This window comes from uncultured Maribacter sp. (assembly GCF_963977385.1).
Taxonomy (GTDB): Bacteria; Bacteroidota; Bacteroidia; order Flavobacteriales; family Flavobacteriaceae; genus Maribacter.
In genome coordinates, this window is sequence record NZ_CAXBOU010000013.1 from 1 (window position 1) to 19,892 (window position 19,892).

Here is a 19,892-nt window from a genome sequence, read left to right on the forward strand (position 1 = left end):
TCCTCGTTTGCGGGGTGCAAATGTACACCCTATTTCCAAAACCACAAGACTTTTTTTAAAAAAAACATTAGTTTTTATACCCCATCCCATACAACCCTCATTTACACTTATTTACGACCGGAAAATAATCGGAAAAAATACAATAAATAACCATGTTATTGAAAATCAAATACTTACACACTACTAAAACACCGAAACAACGGTAATACCCCTATTTTCAGGTATTTGCCGATATCACCGAACGTTTAAGAAAAGAAATAAGCATCCTATACACTTATCAAAGGAACACTACTTTACCAAAACACCTTATATATTAATGAGTCTTTCTGAAAATAACCTCCAATCTAAATTCATGAACATGCATATGGCAAGTAATAAATGTATCACTATCAAAAATATAAACAAACTTCATAGATTTAGAATTGAAAAGGGAGAAACAAGCCCCTGCAAACTATTATACTGTTACCACTTAATTCCATATAATCACTTAACCTCAATGACCTCCAATGATAAAGAAATATAAATCTCATTACCCACGTATATAAGGATTAAAAAACTGTTTAACTTAATAAGTTGCCACTACCTTATGTTGTATACTATTACCAATAGTAATCCTGAAGACTTTTCTACCTACTACGAAAGACCAAAACATAACACTATACTATTGCGGACATGAATTCAACATAGTATCTTTGTCACCCGATAAGATTTACAAAATATGATCAACATTACATTACCCGATGGTTCTATTAAAGAATTTGAAAAAGGAACAACACCAATAGAGGTTGCGAAAAGCATTAGCGAAGGCCTAGCCCGCAATATAATTTCAGCAAAATTCAACAAAACCATTGTTGAGACAGTAACTCCTTTAGAAACCGATGGTAGTTTGATTCTTTATACATGGAATGACAAAGAAGGCAAAACAGCTTTTTGGCACTCTACTTCTCATATTGTAGCCCAGGCTATAGAAGAACTTTATCCAGGTGTAAAACTTACTATAGGTCCTGCAATAGATTCTGGTTTCTATTATGATGTTGAATTGCCAGATGGCTCAATTTCTGATAAAGATTTTCCAGCGATAGAAAAGAAAGCAATAGAAATCGCCAGAGGCAAACATGATTATAAGTTAAGAGATGTATCTAAAGCTGATGCCCTAAAGTTTTATAAAGACCAAGGTAATCAATATAAGGTAGAATTGATTGAGAACCTTGAAGATGGCACCATAACATTTTGCGACCATGATACTTTTACTGATTTATGCCGTGGTGGACATATACCGAATACCGGAATCGTTAAGGCTATAAAAATACTTAGTGTTGCAGGTGCTTACTGGAGAGGCGATGAAAAAAATGCACAACTAACCCGTATTTATGGTATTTCATTTCCAAAACAAAAAGAGCTAACAGAGTATCTTGAATTATTAGAAGAAGCAAAAAAACGCGATCATAGAAAACTTGGTAAGGAATTGGAACTCTTTACGTTTTCACAAAAAGTTGGTCAAGGTTTACCCTTATGGCTACCTAAAGGAGCAGCCCTTAGAGAACGCTTAGAACAATTTCTTAAAAAAGCACAAAAGAAAGCTGGTTATGAAATGGTAATAACCCCTCATATTGGACAGAAAGAACTTTACGTGACTTCTGGACATTATGAAAAATATGGCGCTGATAGCTTTCAACCTATACATACACCAAAAGAAGGCGAGGAGTTTTTATTAAAGCCTATGAATTGCCCTCATCACTGTGAAATTTATAACGCAAAACCATTTAGCTACCGTGAATTACCTAAGCGCTTTGCAGAATTTGGAACAGTATATCGATATGAGCAAAGTGGCGAATTACATGGATTGACCAGAGTACGAGGTTTCACACAAGATGATGCCCACATATTTTGCACCCCGGATCAATTGGACGAGGAATTTAAAAATGTAATTGACCTTTCACTATATGTATTAAGCTCTTTAGGTTTCGATAATTTTACCGCGCAAGTTTCTGTTCGTGATTTAGAGAATCCAGACAAATATATAGGTAGTGTAGAGAATTGGGAAAAAGCAGAGCAAGCCATCATTAATGCCGCAGAGGAAAAAGGTTTAGATTACGTAATAGAAAGTGGAGAAGCCGCATTTTATGGCCCTAAGTTAGATTTCATGGTAAAAGACGCCCTTGGAAGACAATGGCAACTAGGCACAATACAAGTAGATTATAACCTACCTGAACGCTTTGATTTAACATATAAAGGTAGTGATAATGAACTACATAGACCTGTAATGATACACCGTGCTCCTTTTGGAAGCATGGAACGATTTATAGCCTTATTATTAGAACACACAGGTGGTAATTTCCCATTATGGTTAACCCCAGAGCAAGCCATAATTCTTCCTGTTAGTGAGAAACATGAAAAATATGCTGAAAAAGTTTTAAAATCCCTAGAAAATAACGAAATTCGCGCCCTTATCGATAGTAGAAGCGAGACTATAGGTAAAAAAATACGTGAAGCAGAAATGAGCAAAATACCGTTCATGCTAATCGTAGGGGAAAGCGATGTAGTTGCTAACACCATTTCTGTCCGTAAACATGGAGGTGAAGATTTAGGAGCTATAAGCGTTACAATGTTTACAGACTTGGTTAACAAAGAAATAAATAGTACCTTAAAGTCGTTCAAAGAATAAAGTTTAACATAAAATATTAAGTCATAGCAATACGTAAAAGATTCAGACCACAACCTAGAAGGGAAAATAAGAATCCCCACAATATCAATGAAAAGATAACGGCCCCAAATGTTAGGTTGGTAGGTGACAATGTAGAAGTAGGTGTATATCCTTTTCCTCAGGCTCTTGAGAAAGCAGAAGAATTAGGTTTGGATTTGGTGGAAATTTCCCCAAAGGCTGACCCTCCTGTTTGTAAAATAATGGAGTATAAAAAGTTTTTATACGAGCAGAAGAAAAGGGACAAGGCTATGAAAGCGAAAGCTTCCAAAGTTGTAGTCAAGGAAATTAGGTTTGGGCCTAATACCGATGATCATGATTATGATTTTAAAAAGAAACATGCTGAAAAGTTCCTTCAAGAAGGAGCGAAATTAAAAGCATATGTATTTTTCAAAGGACGATCAATAGTTTATAAAGATCAAGGAGAAATTTTATTATTAAAATTAGCTTCTGAATTGGAAGAACTAGGAAAAGTAGAACAAATGCCTAAGTTAGAAGGAAAACGTATGACTATGTTCATTGCGCCTAAAACAAAAGGGAAATAACGTTTCAGTTTCATTCAGCGACCGATTCGATATATAAAATACTAAACGCTGCCTATTTTTATAGGTAGCGTTTAGCATGCAAAGTGAGATAATTAAATAAATTAGGAAAATGCCTAAACAGAAAACAAAATCCAGCGCCAAAAAGCGATTTAAGCTTACCGGAACTGGTAAAATCAAAAGAAAGCACGCTTTTAAGAGTCATATTTTGACTAAAAAGTCTAAAAAGCGTAAGCTTAAGTTAACACATGATGGTTTAGTTCATCAAGCGGATGTTAACAGTATTAAAGAACAGTTACGTTTAAAGTAACCCACTCTTTAAAAGGTAAAATTATTAACCATGGAGTTAGGCCAAAAAAGTTCCTTAAATAGGACGCCTACTACAAAAAATTAGAAAAAAATGCCAAGATCAGTAAATGCAGTAGCTTCTAGAGCCAGAAGAAAAAAGGTGATGAAGCAAGCCAAAGGTTACTTTGGAAGACGTAAAAACGTTTGGACAGTAGCCAAAAACGCGGTTGAAAAAGCAATGTTATATGCTTATAGAGACCGTAGAAACAAGAAAAGAACTTTCCGTTCTTTATGGATTACCCGTATTAATGCAGGTGCCAGACAACACGGAATGTCCTACTCACAATTTATGGGTAAAGTAAAAGCTGAAAATATAGAACTTAACAGAAAAGTTCTTGCAGATTTAGCGATGAATCATCCAGATGCCTTTAAGGCAGTTGTAGATCAGGTAAAATAAATCAATAACAATCTCACTTGTTAGAAATCCGATTCTTATGAATCGGATTTTTTTATTTTTGCTATTGCCATTTTAAACTCTTCCCAATCAATAAGTTCGTCACCATTTTTATCGTACCCTTCTATTAACTTAGAAGAGACTATTCCTCTTATAAACCTACTAATTTCTGCTTCTTTTAAAAGCTTAACTATTTCAGATTTTGTTAGCTTTTGATTATGGTCCTCATCGAAAAAATCAAATGCTTTTTGCGGTGTCTCAAAATGATTGGTAATTAGTATTTGTATTTTATTTAAAATAGATTCTTCTGTCGTCATACGTTTTAGATTCTTCTGTCAACTCAATTTAAGTATAAATTTCAAATTCCCCATACAGTCAATACCAAGTTTCTACCTGAAGCAAAATTTCTATGTTCACAAAGGTAAATACCCTGCCAAATACCCATATTCAATCTACCGTTACTAATCGGTATTTGGACTGAAGCTCCCATTAAAGATGCTTTAATATGAGCTGGCATGTCATCAGACCCTTCATAGTCATGCTTATAGTAAGGTACATTTTCTGGAACCATGATATTAATATGAGACTCGAAATCTTCCCTCACAGTAGGATCTGCATTCTCATTGATTGTTAAACTAGCAGAGGTATGCTTAATAAACACTTGTAAGAACCCCATATTTATCTCTTTAATCTTAGGTAAACAGCTTAAAACTTGTTCTGTAATAATATGGTACCCTCTTTTATATGATGGCAACTTAATCTCGTTTTGATATAACTTCATTTTTTGAATAGTATTAAATAAAGATAAAACTTTACGTATTCTTCACATTACTAAACATCATTGAAATATCTTTACCGATAAATTAAAATTGTATGGATTTATCGAAGATTAAAATGGTAGTAACGGATATGGATGGAACTTTATTAAACTCCAATCATGAAGTAAGTAACCACTTCTTTGAATTATTTGAAGACTTGAAATATAAAGGCATTCTGTTTGTTGCAGCAAGTGGTAGACAATATAATAGTATTATTGACAAATTATACCCAATTAAAGACGACATCATTGTTATTGCAGAGAATGGAGGTTTTGCAATGAAACAGGAAACTGAACTTTTGGCTACACCTCTTGAAACGCATCATGTAAAGAAAATACTAAAAACTCTAAATGAAATTCCAAATATTCATCCAGTTCTGTGCGGAAAACATAAAGCTTACTTAACCAACAAGTCTGATAAATTTGTTGAAAAATTAGCTGAGTACTATACTGAATTTGAAATTTTAGAAAGCTTATCTGATTTTGATTCCGAGGTTATTAAAATTGCCATTTATCATTTTGAAAGCTCCGAGAAATATATCTATCCTTTTGTAAAGAAATTTGAAGACAGTTTAAAGGTGAAAGTATCTGGTGAGAATTGGTTAGACATATCAAATATGAATGCACATAAAGGGTATGCTCTAAATAAACTTATGACAACCTATAACCTTAAATCAGATGAAGTAATGGTTTTTGGTGATTATAATAATGACCTTGAAATGTTGGCATTATCAGATTTTGGTTTCGCTATGGAAAATGCGCATCCTAATGTAAAAAAAGTAGCTAAATATACCACGTTAAGTAATGATGAAAACGGTGTAGAACACATTTTAAAATTACTTATCAAATAGCATCAAAACTAACCACAGCCTTTTTGTTTAAAAAATAATATACATAGGTAGTATTCCTAAATCAGAAATAGCACTTACTGAATAGCCGGTTTTAATTCACTTGGTAAATACCCCATTGTTCTTTTGAAAGCTGTAGTAAAATGCTGTGGATTTGCATAACCAACTTCGAAGGCAGCCTGAGCTATAGATGCCCCATCTTGGATAATTAAACTTTTAGCAAGCTCCATTCTCAAAGCAGTGATGTATTTAAAAACAGGCATGCCATATACCTTCTTGAAATCTCTTTTTAGTTTCGTAGCATTAAATCCGGCAATTTCGGCTAAATCTAATATTTTAAGAGGTTCCTTTAAATGGGTTCTGATATAAGCCTCTACTTTTACCAGTGCCAAATAATCAGAATTCAGCAATTTTACATTGCTCTTTGAAAGCTTTGATGTTTGTCTCCCCAAAAGAAAATCTATCATCAAGACCGTCAATTTACTTTCTAAATATGTTTTTCTTATTTCTCCCTTATATGGGCACTGTATAATCTCATTTATTTTACTACGAATATGAGGGGGGATAAACTTACTTTTATCCCATAATACAAAAGAATTAGAGTTTGAAATAGCCTCTTTTAATTTCCTAAAAGAGTTTTCAAATTCGACACCTAAAAGGTTTTTTAGTAAGATAGGCTTAACATATATTTCGAATAATTTAGCATTTCCCTTGAAAAAAATATCCTTTCCCTCTGTTGTTGGGTAATAAAACATATTACAGTGATTTTCTGGAATCTGAACCAAATATTTTATATGCCTTAGTGGCTGATAACAATAAGTTCCTTCAAGAGAAAAATGAAGTTTTATTAAATGCTCATCGCTGGTTACACAAATATCAGAATCAAATTGATGGATTAACTTGATATTAGAAAAGTCTGCTCCTCTTATAAAAGAATTGTTATCCTTTGTTGTTACTTCTACTTCATTGAATTGAACGGAGTTATCTATAAAACCATTTTCAAACAATTCATTTACCCGTATTTCTTTCCGTAATACCCCCTTATTCATATGCTTTACCTATCGCAAATCAATACTTCCTTTTGCGTATGTTTAAATTCCTTTCTCGGTACTTGGCTTTTCAATCCTGCTTTAGATTTGCAAAACTAATTTATTTAGACTAAATCTTAATAAAGATTAGCCGCTTTTTTATATCAAATGAAAAACATCTTTACTGCCACACTTATTTTACTATGCTTATCTATTCAAGGACAAGAGATTTTCACCACAATATCGGGTGCAGTAAATGATAATTCTGGAAAACCCTTACCATTTGCAAGTGTAGTGATAGATAGCTTAAAGCTTGGGGTACTTACAGATGATAATGGGGTTTTTACTATTAACAAAGTTCCTAAAGGAAAACATAAAGTAGTGGTTTCGTTTGTTGGTTACGCTACACACTCAAAAACCGTTGAAATCAACGAAAACACCATAGAAATTAAAATTAACTATGCGTTAGTAGAAAACATAGAAAACCTAGATGAAGTAATGGTCAATGGTAAGTCTAAGCAAACTGAACTTGAAACTGTTGGTTTTGCCGTAAATGCCATTAAAACAGAGGAAGCTAGTCTCCGAAATATTCAAACCAACGAATTATTAAACACTACAGCTGGTGTAAAAATTAGACAGAATGGAGGTTTAGGTTCTGATGTTAGTTATAGTTTAAATGGGTTATCCGGAAACTCGGTACGCATATTTATTGATGGAATTCCTATCTCTACATATGGTAATTCATTTAATCTAAACAGCATTCCTCCTTCAATGATCAAACAAATTGAAGTATACAAAGGTGTTGTACCAGGGCATTTGGCAGATGATGCTTTAGGTGGTGCTATAAACATTGTCCTTCATAAAGATGCTAAAACTAATTTCAATGCCTCGGTTTCTTACGGATCATTCAACACTTTACAAACCAGTATTAATGGCTTGTACCGGTTTAAGGAATCTGGCATTACTGTAAAAGCTTCTCTTTTTCATAACTATTCTGATAATGACTATAAAGTATCTGGTAGAAGTGTTGTGGTTACCGGTTTAGGAGGAGTACAAACACCGGTAACAGCTAGAAGGTTTAATGACGCCTATAGGTCTACAGGTGGAATGGCACAGATTGGTTATACTGATGTAAAATGGGCAGATCAATTTTTCATTGGCATTACTGGTTCTGACGATTATAAAGAGGTTCAACACGGAGCTTTTATGACCATTACCCCTTATAAGGATAGATTCTTAGAATCTGATGCCTTGTTGGGAAGCTTAAACTATCAAAAGAAAGACCTTTTCACCAAAGGTTTAGATGTTAATGTAAACGGTTTATATGGTAAAAGAAATCGTGCTGTTAACGATACCGTTTCTTGGGCATACAGTTGGAACGGGGAAAGAGCTATTGATTTCAGAGGAAATGAATATCAGTATACTTGGAGATCACAACAAGAAGGAGGTCCTACCCTAGCTAAAATAAAAAGAAAAGTAGCATCCATTAGAACCGGAGTTTCTTATGAAATAAATGATTATCATAAAGTATTAGTTAACCATGTTTATAGTGGAATTGACAGGGAAGATAGTGATGCTTTAAGATCTGTATTGGAAAATACATTTCAAGGAACAAGAGATTTGCATAAAAATATATACGCCGTAACCTATGAATTAACCGCTTTTGAAGATAAGCTAAAAGCAAGTTTATTTGGAAAACATTACCAGCAAAAAACAGTAAGTGTTGACCCCGCAATAGAGTCTGACACCAATGGTAACGACGTGATAGTCGATGAAGTTGTTAGTAGTAATAAAAACTATAACGGATATGGCTTTGCCGCATCTTATGCAATTATTCCTAACATAACACTTTTAACCTCTGCAGAAAAAGCCATACGATTACCAAACGAAACAGAGGTCTTTGGTAATGATGGGGATAACGTAGTAGCAAATTCAAGTATTAATCCGGAAAGCAGTAACAACTATAATTTAGGGTTCAGGTTTGGGAGTTTCAACATCAAAAAGCATGATTTTACCATTTCAACCAACCTTTTCACTAGAAATATTAAAGATAGAATAGGTTTACCTATTGAAACATCTCTGAATGTTGATGATGAATTAATAGTATATGTAAATCAAGGTAGTGGTACATCTAAAGGAATAGATGCCCAATTGAACTACTCATACAATAACAATTTTGGACTCAACTTTAATGTGTCTCGTTTCGATTTAAAAATTGTAAATCAGGGAATAGAAATAGATGTTCCCAATACACCATTCTTTACCATGAATGGCGGTTTGCGCTACTCGTTTAAAGATTTGGTTCAGAAGAAATCACAATTAAACCTTTTCTACAATGTTTATTTCACTGATGAATTTTCATTCTTAACCTCACAAGGAACAAATACTGTAGGGAATGAGTTTTTTGAAGTACCCCAACAATTATCGCAAGATTTTGGACTTAGCTACACCTTCCCAAACAATAAGTTTGTGATGAGTTTTGACATCAAGAATATATTTGACGAACCCGTATACGATAACCTTTCTGTACAAAAACCAGGAAGAGCCTTTTACCTAAAACTGAATTATACAATTAATAAATTTTAATCTTTTAAATAATACTAAAAATGAAACGAATTTTTCTAAATCTTAAAACTTTTGCTGCAATTATACTAACAGTAGGTCTAATGACCGCTTGTAGCAGTGAAGATGATACAGTTGTTACACCAGAACCAGATACAGAAGAGCCAGATACTGAAGAACCGGAAACTGAAGAGCCAAGATGGATTACCGTTGCTGGAGCTAAAATGGGAGATAACCCTGGTGATGGAAACGGAGGAACATTAATTTATTCTGTTACTAGTAATGATGCTAAAGATCCCACGGTATCTATAGAACCTTTTGAAAATGGGTTTATAGCACCTTCTAACAGAACAGCTAGACTACAATCTTCTGAAGATGGCAGCACTATTTTTAATATTAGCTACGCAGGAGATACGGGTGGTAACTACACAAAATATACTGTTGAAGGCGGACAAACTTTTACACCATCAGGTTCAGAAGTAAGTATTGCCCCGTATGTAGGTACCGCTCCAAGATGGATAAAATTATTTGATGGCGACCAAACAGGTGCTGCGGTATACGTATCAACAGAAAATGAATTTGATGAGAATGATAATTATACACGTACAGAAGCTACTATTGGTGTAGTGACCTTAGATTTAGTGAATTCTTCAATTAAGGAATTTCAAGAGCATAGTGTTGCTTTAAGTGCAGAAGAAGAGGCAAACGGTTATTATATTTCAAGAATAGATATGCCTACTTTAAATGCTGCTGGAAATAAATTATATATTGGTGCACGTCTAAGTAAGGTTGATCCCGCTACTGCAGAAAGCGCTAGTGATTATGAGATTCTAGGTTCTAAAACAATTGTGTTAGACTATCCTTCTTTATTAAACCCATCTGTAATTACTTCTACTTTAGGGCACGGAAATACAAACGGATACCGTAGTATTAATTCATTCGAATACAATGGAAGTGTTTATCAAGCAAATCAAAGTGACCCAGAAGGTTCATATATCTTAAAGATTGATGCTGACAACGAGTATGATGATACATACGATTTTAATTTAGACGATGCTTTAGGTATAGAAGGTGCATATATTCTAGCTTGGAGACCAGCTGCAAACGGAAAAGCTATTATTGCTTATCGTCATGATGGTTCTGCAGAAGGTGTAGCAGGAGCTCAAGGTTTTTTCGCATTGGCAGATTTAAATGCTAAAACAGCGGTAAAAATTAACGCTATTCCTTACGATGCAGATTTCTACTTATTCCAATACCAAGGTTTTGTAGTTAACGGCACAGAAATTTACCTTACTCAAGGTGCTGTTGGACAAAACGGAAACATTTACGTTGTAGAAACTGAAACAGGTGAAGTTACTAAAGGTGCTGAATTAGTAAACGTTGCTGGAAGTCACTTTATTGGAGTATTTTAAACCTCTAAAAAGCACTTCTTAAATTGTTTAATAGAGAAGCAAGTATTTTAAAAAAAACGTTGTCAAGACTAAAGTCTTGACAACGTTTTTTTATTTAAATGAATTTTAAATTTTCTATTAAGTCTTTTGTTTCTTTTTTCTAGCTGCAGGAAATAACACGTTATTTAGTATTAAACGATAACCTGGTGAAGTAGGATGTAACTCTAGTTCTGTTTTTGGGTCCCCTACTCTATGCTGATAATCTTCTGGATCATGACCACCATAAAAGGTGAAAAATCCTTTTCCTTTTATACCATGTATATAACGAGCTTCTTCGTTTATTTTATTCTCTCCTAAAATCAACACCGTAGGTTTAATTTCCGACCTTGCAAAAGCAGTTGTCTGACCCATGAATCCTTTTACTAAAGAAGTGTGATTCTGACATAGCATGGTTGGCACAGGGTCCCATTTAGCAGAAAAATCCATTAAAGAAAAGTAATCAGATTCTTTTGCCACATTTCCTCTTTTAGATGTCATATCGATAGAAGAAAACTCATATTTCAAAGGGTTTCTTTCTAAAACAAAATCTGTAAAAGCGAAAGTTTTTCCATAATCTAACCTCGCTTGGTAATTTGGGTCAGAGGCATCACCATCGAACATTGGTTCTACAATATCTACCCCATCAGCTGCCAAAGCAATATCAAAACTATCTGTTGCTGAACACATAGCAAACATAAATCCTCCACCAATCACATAATTCCTGATTTTGAGTGCTACTTCCCTTTTCTCCTCAGATACTTTATCATACCCTAATTTTTTGGCTAATTTTTCCGCATTCTTTTTTCCTTCAATATACCAAGGTGTTGCTCTATAAGCTCCATAAAATTTACCATACTGACCCGTAAAATCCTCATGATGTAAATGCAACCAATCATATAAAGCTAATTTATCTCCCAAGACCTCTTCATCATAAATCGTTGTATATGGAATTTCCGCATATGTCAGTGCCATAGTAACGGCATCATCCCAAGGTTGCTTATCTTTTGGAGAATACACGGCAATTCTCGGTGCTTTCTCAAGAATTACCGCATCTTGATTTTTAGACGGGCTACTAATCTCATCTAAGATTCCATTAGCTTGAGCATCTGATAAAATCTCAAAACTAACCCCTCTAATTTGGCATTCTTTTCTAATACTTTCTCCGTCAGGTAATAAAAATGAGCCGCCACGATAATTGAGCAACCATTGAACTTTTTGTTGTTTTGCCAAAACCCAATATGTAATTCCGTACGCTTTTAAATGGTTTTTTTGCGTGTCTGAATCCATTGGAATCAGAATAGAAGATGCAAAATTTTGCATTGAAATTAAAATGAAGAAAAGGAATGTTATAATTTTAGACATATGATATTTTTCAAATCATCAATCCAAAGATATAGTAAAAACTTTGTCGAGATATTTTAGTCATCGTTAAAGCTATTGTAAAGTGATTAACGTGTTCAATCAAGTAAGGGTTTAATAAAAACAAAATAGTCTCCTAAAAGGAGACTATTTATGAAATAACATTAATTTATACTTTAGAAAGGGACATCATTATCCTCTTCTAAATCTGGACTATTATTCATACTACTACCAAAGGCATCATCCGCACTCGGTAAATTCTTAGTAGCAAAAGGGTTTTCTTCATTGGCGTTCATTTTAGACTGAAATTCGAATGGAGAATCAAAATCGTCCAAGTTATCGAACTTACCTTGATTACCGATAAACTTCAAACGTATATTCTCTAAACCACCATTTCTATGTTTTGCAACAATAAATTCTGCTTGACCTTGAGTTGGTGTACGTTCTTCATCATCCCACTCTTCAATCTTATAATATTCAGGTCTATAAATAAAAGATACAATATCAGCATCTTGTTCAATTGCTCCAGATTCCCTCAAATCCGAAAGAATTGGTCGTTTACTGCCACCACGAGTTTCAACCGCACGCGAAAGTTGTGATAAGGCAATTACGGGCACACTTAATTCTTTTGCCAAGGCCTTTAAGTTCCTTGAAATTGTAGAAATTTCCTGTTCCCTATTCCCTCCTTTTTGACTACCACCAGCTGTCATTAACTGCAAATAATCAATCATTATCATTTTAATACCGTGTTGTGAGGCAAGTCGTCTTGCTTTTGCACGTAAATCGAAAATAGAAAGTGATGGCGTATCATCGATGAATAAAGGAGCCTTCTCTAAAGATTTCACCTTAACGTTCAATTGTTCCCATTCATGTTTCTCTAGTTTACCAGTTCTTAATTTCTCAGAAGACAATCCTGTTTCCGAAGAAATTAGTCTTGTAATCAATTGAACTGATGACATCTCTAATGAGAAGAATGCCACAGGAATATTCGAATTTACAGCCATGTTTCTGGCCATAGATAAGGTTAATGCTGTTTTACCCATACCTGGACGAGCAGCAACAATAATTAAATCACTTGGTTGCCAACCTGATGTAAGTTTATCTACCTTATCAAATCCGGATGGTATACCACTCATACCTTCTTTACCGGCAATTTCTTCAATTCGCTTTTTGGCTTGTATTACCAAATCTTGAGCTGTTTCTGCCGAACGTTTTAAATTACCCTGTGTTACATCATACAATTTAGCTTCAGCAGCATCTAACAAATCAAATACATCTGTAGCTTCGTCATATGCTTCCTCAATAATTTCACCGGAAATCTTGATTAGACTACGTTGAATATATTTCTGTAATATGATACGCGCATGAAACTCAATATGGGCAGATGAAGCTACTTTTTGGGTAAGTTTTATTAAATAAAAATCACCTCCACTAACCTCTAATTTACCAACTTTCTTTAATTGTGACGAAACGGTTAATAAATCAACGGGTTGCGATTCTTCAAATAGAATAAAAATGGCTTCGTAAATAAACCTATGAGCATCCTTATAAAAAACATCTGGATGTAAAATATCGATTACCTCATCTACACCTTTCTTATCTATCATCATCGCACCCAACACAACCTCCTCTAAATCAATTGCTTGTGGTGGTATTTTTCCTCTCTCAAGGTTTATAATATTAGATTTATCAATCTTTCGACCGACAAAAGGTTTCGTGTTCTCCATAGTACTAAAGTATACAATTAACCACTAGTTAACCTCAAAAACAACGGTTACGATGTTCACAGTTGACTAAAGTTACTTGTTAATAAATTACAATTTTCTGTTGATAACATAAAAAAACCGAGGAATAAAATCCTCGGTATATTTTAAAATTGCCTGAAATGCAGATTAACCGTTGAAAACACCCATTTGGGCATACTTTTCCATACGTTGATTTACCAATTGTTTTGGTGATAACTTTTCCAAATCCTCAAAATGAGATACAATTTTATTTTTAACGATTTCAAAAGTCTTTTCTCGGTTTGCGTGAGCGCCTCCTGCGGGCTCACGAACGATTTCATCGATAAGTTTTAACTTTTTCATATCCGTAGCCGTCAATTTAAGAGCCTCAGCAGCTTTTTCTTTAAACTCCCAGCTTCTCCATAAAATAGATGAACAAGATTCAGGAGATATAACGGAGTACCATGTATTCTCTAACATTAGCACCTTATCACCTACACCTATGCCCAATGCACCTCCTGAGGCACCTTCACCAATTATTACAACAATAATCGGCACTTTAAGACGAGTCATTTCCAAAATGTTTCTAGCTATAGCTTCACCTTGTCCACGTTCTTCAGCTTCAATACCTGGGTATGCACCTGGTGTATCAATTAAACAAACTACAGGCACCTGAAATTTTTCAGCTGATTTCATCAATCGTAAAGCCTTTCTATACCCTTCTGGGTTAGCCATACCGAAATTCCGATACTGTCTCGTTTTGGTATTATATCCTTTTTGCTGACCAATGAACATATAACTCTGATCATTAATCTTACCCAAACCACCAATCATGGCTTTATCATCTTTAACCGTACGGTCACCATGTAGTTCTAAGAAAGTATCTCCACAAATAGCTTTTATATAATCTAGGGTATAAGGTCTATTTGGGTGTCTTGATAGCTGTACACGCTGCCAAGCTGTAAGATTTTTATAGATATCCTTTCTGGTATCAGCAAGTTTTTTCTCTATTTGCTTACAGGTTTCCGTAACGTCTACATCACTTTCCTCACCAATAATCATGCACTTGTCTAATTGCTCTTCCAATTCTTTGATTGGAAGTTCAAAATCCAAATATTCCATATTTCAATAAAGTTTCGTTAGTTGCAGGCCAAAGATAAAACTTTAATACCTAAATCTTGGGTACCCTTTTTTTAATATTTGACCTTTGTTTTAAAATACCGTTTGCAATAACAGTAGAAAGTATAATCAAGGCTCCCACATAAAACATGGGTTTCATTTTTTCTTCTGATCCAAATATAAACCACGCTAGTAGTATACCGTAAACAGGTTCTAAATTGGTCGTAAGCATAACGGTGTATGGAGTCAATACACGCATAATTTTCACAGATGCAATAAATGCGTAGGCTGTACAAATAACAGCGAGAATGAGTAGGTAAACCCAGTCCATATTAGTCAGTGTGATCAAAGACATATTCCAATCACCTTTTATAATTAAAACTATCGATAAAAAAATCACACCTACTCCTAATTCATAAAAAGATATAATTGACGGTCTATGGTTTTGAACTAGCTTACCATTAATCAAAGAAAATACAGCTGCTAAAAATGCTGATATTAATGCTATGACCATACCAAAAACATATTGGGTTTCTACTTTAAAAATTAAATATAGACCTGCAACAACCAATAAACCGAACAGAATTTCATAACCTATTATTTTGCGACCATACCAAAATGGTTCCATCAATGCTGTAAAGAATGCACCTGTAGACATCATCGCCAACGCCACGGATACTGTTGACACCTTAATAGCTAAGAAAAACGTAACCCAATGTAATGCGACTACAATACCACCGCCCAAAAGCCATAAAAAGGTTTTTTTAGAGACTTTTAAACTAAATTTCGCAAAGTATATATATAGAGAAATGAATACTGTAGCCAAACCCATTCTAATCCAAACTAATGGAAGTGAATCTATGGTAATCAGCTTTCCTAAAATAGCTGTAAAGCCCCAAATAAATACTATAAAATGTAAGTGCAGTAAATTGAGTATTCTATCTTTTTGCATTTTGAAGTAGATAAAATGCTAAACATCCAAAAACGATATTAGGTATAATTACCGCAAGCAATGGTGAAAAACCAGATTGCTCGGCCAAAACACCAAATACCTTATCAAAGAAAATAAATATAAAAGCAATTAAAATACCAAAGGCCAAGTTTGCTCCCATTCCACCTCTTCGCTTTACGGAAGAAACAGACACTGCTATAATGGTTAAAATAAATGCAGTTAATGGCAACGCCCATCGCTTATATTTTACTAAAATATAGGTGTTAATATTAGAAGCTCCTTTTCTTTTCTGGTCTTTAATAAAGGTATCCAATTCAAAAAGGTTCTTTGTTTCAGCTACGTACGAAACAGGTGTTAAGTCTCCTATATCAAAGGCAAAAATAGTATCTAACCTTCTTTTACTTTCTAGAATTGCAGTATCACCAATAATCTTTCGTTTCTTATAAGAAGTTAATCTGTAATTAGAATCTTTCTCTACCCAACGAATATTTGCTGCAGACATTTTAAAGTCCAATTCATTGTTCTCATCGAACCGTTCAAAAGTAAAATTATGGCCCAATTGTCGTGCAGGATCAAAACTGCTCACATAAATGAAATCGTTTTCATTTAATTGATTGAAAATATTATTAGTAACCCGGTCTTGCTTTCCTTTCTTTAAGTATTTGTACTTGAATTCATTGAAACCTACACTTGCGTTGGGCACAATAAACATAGTCATGAAAAACATTAAAACAGCAATCAACGTTGCTCCGATAATATAAGGTCTTAAAAATCGTCCGTAGGAAACACCTGAGCTCAAAATTGCAACAATCTCGGTGTTATTGGCCAATTTAGAGGTAAAGAATATTACAGATAAGAATAGAAAAATAGGAAATAACAGGTTGCCAATGTAAATCGTAAAATTCACATAATACATTACTATTTCATTTAACGGTGCCTCGTTATCAATCATCTTACCGATTTGCTCTGCCAAATTCACCATAATACCTATGGGTATGAATAACAAAAGCATTAACGAAAATGTCGCTAGATACCGTTTTAATATGTACTTATCTATTATTGAAAGCATTATAGCCTTTTATCCATTTGTTTAACCATGATATCTTTCCATTGCCTAAAATCGCCAGCAAGAATATGTTCTCGTGCTTCACGAACAAGCCACATGTAAAACCCTAAGTTATGAATTGTAGCAATTTGTTTACCCAAATATTCATTGGCAGCAAACAAATGTCTTAAATACGCTTTAGAATATTCGCGATCTACAAAAGTAGTTCCCATTTCATCTAACTGAGAAAAATCATCTTCCCACTTCTTGTTCTTGATATTGATTGTACCATGCGCCGTAAACAACATACCGTTTCTTGCGTTTCTGGTAGGCATTACACAATCGAACATATCAATACCTAAGGCTATATTTTCTAATATATTAATAGGAGTACCTACACCCATTAGATATCTTGGTTTGTCTTCTGGTAAAATCTCACATACGACTTCGGTCATACCATACATTTCCTCGGCCGGTTCACCAACTGATAGTCCGCCTATGGCATTACCTTCTGCACCGGCATTTGCAATATATTCTGCCGATTGTCTTCTTAAATCTTTATAGGTAGACCCTTGTACGATAGGAAAAAAAGTCTGTTCATAATCATATACAAAAGGAGTCTTTTCTAGATGATTAATACAACGATCAAGCCACCTATGTGTCATTTTCATTGACCGTTTAGCATAATTATAATCACATGGGTAAGGTGTACATTCGTCAAATGCCATTATAATATCAGCACCTATTACGCGCTGTATTTCCATTACATTCTCTGGCGTGAACAAATGCATTGATCCATCAATATGCGACTTGAATTTTACCCCTTCCTCTTTTATTTTTCTATTCGCTGATAAAGAATACACTTGATAACCACCACTATCAGTTAAAATGTTTCGGTCCCAGCCCATAAATTTATGCAGACCGCCAGCTTTTCTTAATATCTCGGTTTTTGGCCGAAGAAATAAATGATAGGTATTACCAAGAATAACATCTGGATTAATTTCTTCTTTCAATTCTTTCTGATGTACTCCTTTAACAGAGGCTACAGTGCCCACAGGCATAAAAATTGGCGTCTCAATAACTCCGTGATCAGTAATCACGGTGCCAGCTCTAGCTTTTGATTGTGCGTCGGTTTTGTGTAATGTAAACTTCAAATTTTCTAAATCTAATTGCAAATATAATGAACTGCCTGTGGGAAAAACTTAATAAAAACCAAAGATGTTAATGAAGTTCTTAAACCTTATCTATCTTATTTATGGCTCAATAAACTGAAGATTAACCCAAATGCTATCTTAAACAATAAAGGCACTTCACCTACGTTTTGATGGTATAACGAGAAAAGAAACAGGTAGTATTCTATTTACTATATGTTCTACTTTAAATAAAACAGATATGAAGAAAACAATTTTAGTAGCCTTTATGGCACTCTCAGGGCTGTATAGTATAGCGCAGAGCGATTCAGGATTTGGTGTTAAAGGAGGATTGAATTATAACGCTAACGGAGATTATTTTGAATCTGCAGGTGATGCAGCCAAAAACCCTGATCGTAATGTAGGATACCATTTAGGCGTATTTGGAAAATTTGGGGTCTCAAAAATATATGTGAGACCAGAGCTAGTTTATACAAAAACAAAGTCTGACTACGATGGAGCAGATTTTGATATGAGTAAATTAGATGTACCAGTACTATTAGGTATTAATGTAATAGGACCTTTACATGTTTTTGCAGGACCAGCATTTCAGTACATTTTAGATACGGAGTTTGATGGAGTTACCATTGATGATGTTGAAAATGATTTTTCTGTTGGCATGAATATTGGCGCCGGAGTAAGTCTTGGTAAATTGGGAATCGATTTACGTTATGAAAGAGGCTTTAGTGATAACGAAGCTTCATTTGTAAATACAAACGTTACAAATCTTGGCCCTAGTAGAATTGACACAAGGCCAGACCAACTTATCTTAAGTCTGTCATTAGCCCTATAAACTAACATTCACAAAACAAAAAACCTCTTAAGAATTATTAAGAGGTTTTTTATGCTTTATAATTTCTAATCTATAAATCGTTATCAAGATGATCAGGCGTACCGTCACCATCAGTATCTAAAAACCCAACGAAATTGCCATCAGCATCTAGCTCAATCTCATCAATAGTTAAAATACCATCGTTGTCATCATCGGTATCATTAAAGTTTGCAAGAAACACTCCGAATGGTTCTGTTTCATCATCAGAATTATCATCGTTCAGGTTTCCATTCCCATTCAAATCTTCTAGAATGGAAGGAATACCATCACCATCAAAATCTGAATCAGCCTCATATGAAAATGCATCAACTTTAAATACTAAAGGTGAATATGAAGAAACAGATGAATTCGGTGAACTATCAAAATATGCTAGACCTGCAGGCATAAATATAGCCCCAATGCCATAACCTTCAAAACTTACCGTACCATCACCATTATCAATAGGGCCCATTCCGGTTTGAAAATTCGTCATTCCATTACCAAACCCTCTAACTACAGAAGAAAGGTTAAAACGTATTGGTTGGTTGGTTGATGCATCAAACAAAGTACCATCTAATAACGACCCTTCATATCTCAAAAGAGAAAAATCACCAATAGTTGGTTTTCCCTCTTCAATACCTTGTCTTACCACTAACGTATATAGTTTATGATCAATAACCTCACCATCGTCTCTTCCTAAATTTTCAGAATTAACCGAAATAGTTTGAGTAATTAAATTCGGACTATTGAATATTGATTGTTTACCACTGTTATCACCTGCGATGGTATCAAACCTAATTTTAAAATCAAAATCTACTGGTGGAACATCAAACTCATCCTTATTATAAAAATGTGTTTTTAGAAATTCTACAATTTCATCATCATCTTCAACAGCAACTTCACTTAATAACCGCGGAGGTACAACTTCACCAATTGAATCATCATCCTTCTTGCAAGAACTTATAATTATTAGTCCAGCTATTAATAAATAGGCATATTTCAATTTCATCAAAAATCTATTT

Annotated in this window: 18 protein-coding genes; 8 read left to right on the plus strand and 10 right to left on the minus strand. The window is 34.3% G+C overall.

Annotated elements, in window-relative coordinates; translation table 11 throughout:
• Nucleotides 1–718 precede the first annotated feature (718 nt).
• The 4 genes from thrS (at nt 719) to rplT (ending at nt 3,988) form a co-directional block, all read left to right on the plus strand.
• Complete coding sequence (gene thrS, locus AAC084_RS13665) at nt 719–2,665, plus strand: threonine--tRNA ligase (RefSeq protein ID WP_339840772.1); 1,947 nt, start codon at nt 719–721, stop codon at nt 2,663–2,665.
• Nucleotides 2,666–2,694: 29 nt separating this feature from the next.
• Nucleotides 2,695–3,246, plus strand: a complete 552-nt coding sequence (gene infC / locus AAC084_RS13670; protein WP_262494142.1) for a translation initiation factor IF-3 — start codon at nt 2,695–2,697, stop codon at nt 3,244–3,246.
• A 109-nt stretch (nt 3,247–3,355) separates the two neighbouring features.
• Nucleotides 3,356–3,553, plus strand: coding sequence for a 50S ribosomal protein L35 (gene rpmI, locus AAC084_RS13675; protein ID WP_027064530.1), 198 nt, complete (start codon nt 3,356–3,358; stop codon nt 3,551–3,553).
• A gap of 90 nt (nt 3,554–3,643) precedes the next feature.
• Entirely contained in the window at nt 3,644–3,988 is a 345-nt protein-coding gene (rplT, locus tag AAC084_RS13680; protein WP_091623188.1) for a 50S ribosomal protein L20, read from the plus strand.
• 35 nt (nt 3,989–4,023) lie between these two features.
• Here rplT and AAC084_RS13685 read toward each other — a convergent pair whose 3' ends face one another.
• Nucleotides 4,024–4,302, minus strand: a complete 279-nt coding sequence (locus AAC084_RS13685) for an EF-hand domain-containing protein (protein WP_339840773.1) — start codon at nt 4,300–4,302, stop codon at nt 4,024–4,026.
• A gap of 41 nt (nt 4,303–4,343) precedes the next feature.
• On the minus strand, nt 4,344–4,766 hold the full coding sequence (locus AAC084_RS13690) for a secondary thiamine-phosphate synthase enzyme YjbQ (RefSeq protein ID WP_339840774.1): 423 nt from the start codon (nt 4,764–4,766) through the stop codon (nt 4,344–4,346).
• A gap of 92 nt (nt 4,767–4,858) precedes the next feature.
• Between AAC084_RS13690 and AAC084_RS13695 the strand changes: the two genes are divergently transcribed.
• Nucleotides 4,859–5,653, plus strand: coding sequence for an HAD family hydrolase (locus AAC084_RS13695; protein ID WP_339840775.1), 795 nt, complete (start codon nt 4,859–4,861; stop codon nt 5,651–5,653).
• 74 nt (nt 5,654–5,727) lie between these two features.
• On the opposite strand, the gene AAC084_RS13700 is transcribed toward AAC084_RS13695, so the two are convergent.
• Complete coding sequence (locus AAC084_RS13700; protein ID WP_339840776.1) at nt 5,728–6,657, minus strand: AraC family transcriptional regulator; 930 nt, start codon at nt 6,655–6,657, stop codon at nt 5,728–5,730.
• A 189-nt stretch (nt 6,658–6,846) separates the two neighbouring features.
• On the opposite strand from AAC084_RS13700, the gene AAC084_RS13705 reads away from it, so the two are divergent.
• Nucleotides 6,847–9,264 (plus strand): TonB-dependent receptor, encoded by a 2,418-nt coding sequence (locus AAC084_RS13705; RefSeq protein WP_339840777.1) that lies wholly within the window; start codon nt 6,847–6,849, stop codon nt 9,262–9,264.
• A gap of 20 nt (nt 9,265–9,284) precedes the next feature.
• Nucleotides 9,285–10,652 carry a hypothetical protein gene (locus AAC084_RS13710; RefSeq protein WP_339840778.1) on the plus strand — a complete coding sequence of 456 codons (1,368 nt, stop codon included), beginning with the start codon at nt 9,285–9,287 and terminating at the stop codon, nt 10,650–10,652.
• Nucleotides 10,653–10,769: 117 nt separating this feature from the next.
• Here AAC084_RS13710 and AAC084_RS13715 read toward each other — a convergent pair whose 3' ends face one another.
• The 6 genes from AAC084_RS13715 to tgt all read right to left on the minus strand — a co-directional run bounded on the left by AAC084_RS13715 (nt 10,770) and on the right by tgt (nt 18,023).
• The gene (locus AAC084_RS13715; protein ID WP_339840779.1) at nt 10,770–12,032 is read right to left on the minus strand and encodes an asparagine synthetase B; all 1,263 of its coding nucleotides are present in this window, start codon (nt 12,030–12,032) and stop codon (nt 10,770–10,772) included.
• A 173-nt stretch (nt 12,033–12,205) separates the two neighbouring features.
• Nucleotides 12,206–13,756 (minus strand): replicative DNA helicase, encoded by a 1,551-nt coding sequence (gene dnaB, locus AAC084_RS13720; protein ID WP_339840780.1) that lies wholly within the window; start codon nt 13,754–13,756, stop codon nt 12,206–12,208.
• Nucleotides 13,757–13,921: 165 nt separating this feature from the next.
• The gene (locus AAC084_RS13725; protein WP_339840781.1) at nt 13,922–14,875 is read right to left on the minus strand and encodes an acetyl-CoA carboxylase carboxyltransferase subunit alpha; all 954 of its coding nucleotides are present in this window, start codon (nt 14,873–14,875) and stop codon (nt 13,922–13,924) included.
• 49 nt (nt 14,876–14,924) lie between these two features.
• Nucleotides 14,925–15,824, minus strand: a complete 900-nt coding sequence (locus AAC084_RS13730; protein WP_339840782.1) for a DMT family transporter — start codon at nt 15,822–15,824, stop codon at nt 14,925–14,927.
• Nucleotides 15,811–16,893, minus strand: a complete 1,083-nt coding sequence (locus AAC084_RS13735) for an LptF/LptG family permease (RefSeq protein ID WP_339840783.1) — start codon at nt 16,891–16,893, stop codon at nt 15,811–15,813. The genes AAC084_RS13730 and AAC084_RS13735 overlap by 14 nt, the downstream gene beginning before the upstream one ends.
• Nucleotides 16,893–18,023 carry a tRNA guanosine(34) transglycosylase Tgt gene (gene tgt, locus AAC084_RS13740; RefSeq protein WP_339840784.1) on the minus strand — a complete coding sequence of 377 codons (1,131 nt, stop codon included), beginning with the start codon at nt 18,021–18,023 and terminating at the stop codon, nt 16,893–16,895. The genes AAC084_RS13735 and tgt overlap by 1 nt, the downstream gene beginning before the upstream one ends.
• Nucleotides 18,024–18,261: 238 nt before the next feature.
• Between tgt and AAC084_RS13745 the strand changes: the two genes are divergently transcribed.
• Nucleotides 18,262–18,852 carry a porin family protein gene (locus AAC084_RS13745; protein ID WP_339840785.1) on the plus strand — a complete coding sequence of 197 codons (591 nt, stop codon included), beginning with the start codon at nt 18,262–18,264 and terminating at the stop codon, nt 18,850–18,852.
• Nucleotides 18,853–18,922: 70 nt separating this feature from the next.
• Here the strand turns inward: AAC084_RS13745 and AAC084_RS13750 are convergent, their stop codons facing one another.
• Nucleotides 18,923–19,879: an FKBP-type peptidyl-prolyl cis-trans isomerase gene (locus AAC084_RS13750; RefSeq protein ID WP_339840786.1), complete on the minus strand. Its 957-nt coding sequence runs from the start codon at nt 19,877–19,879 to the stop codon at nt 18,923–18,925.
• Nucleotides 19,880–19,892 lie beyond the last annotated feature (13 nt).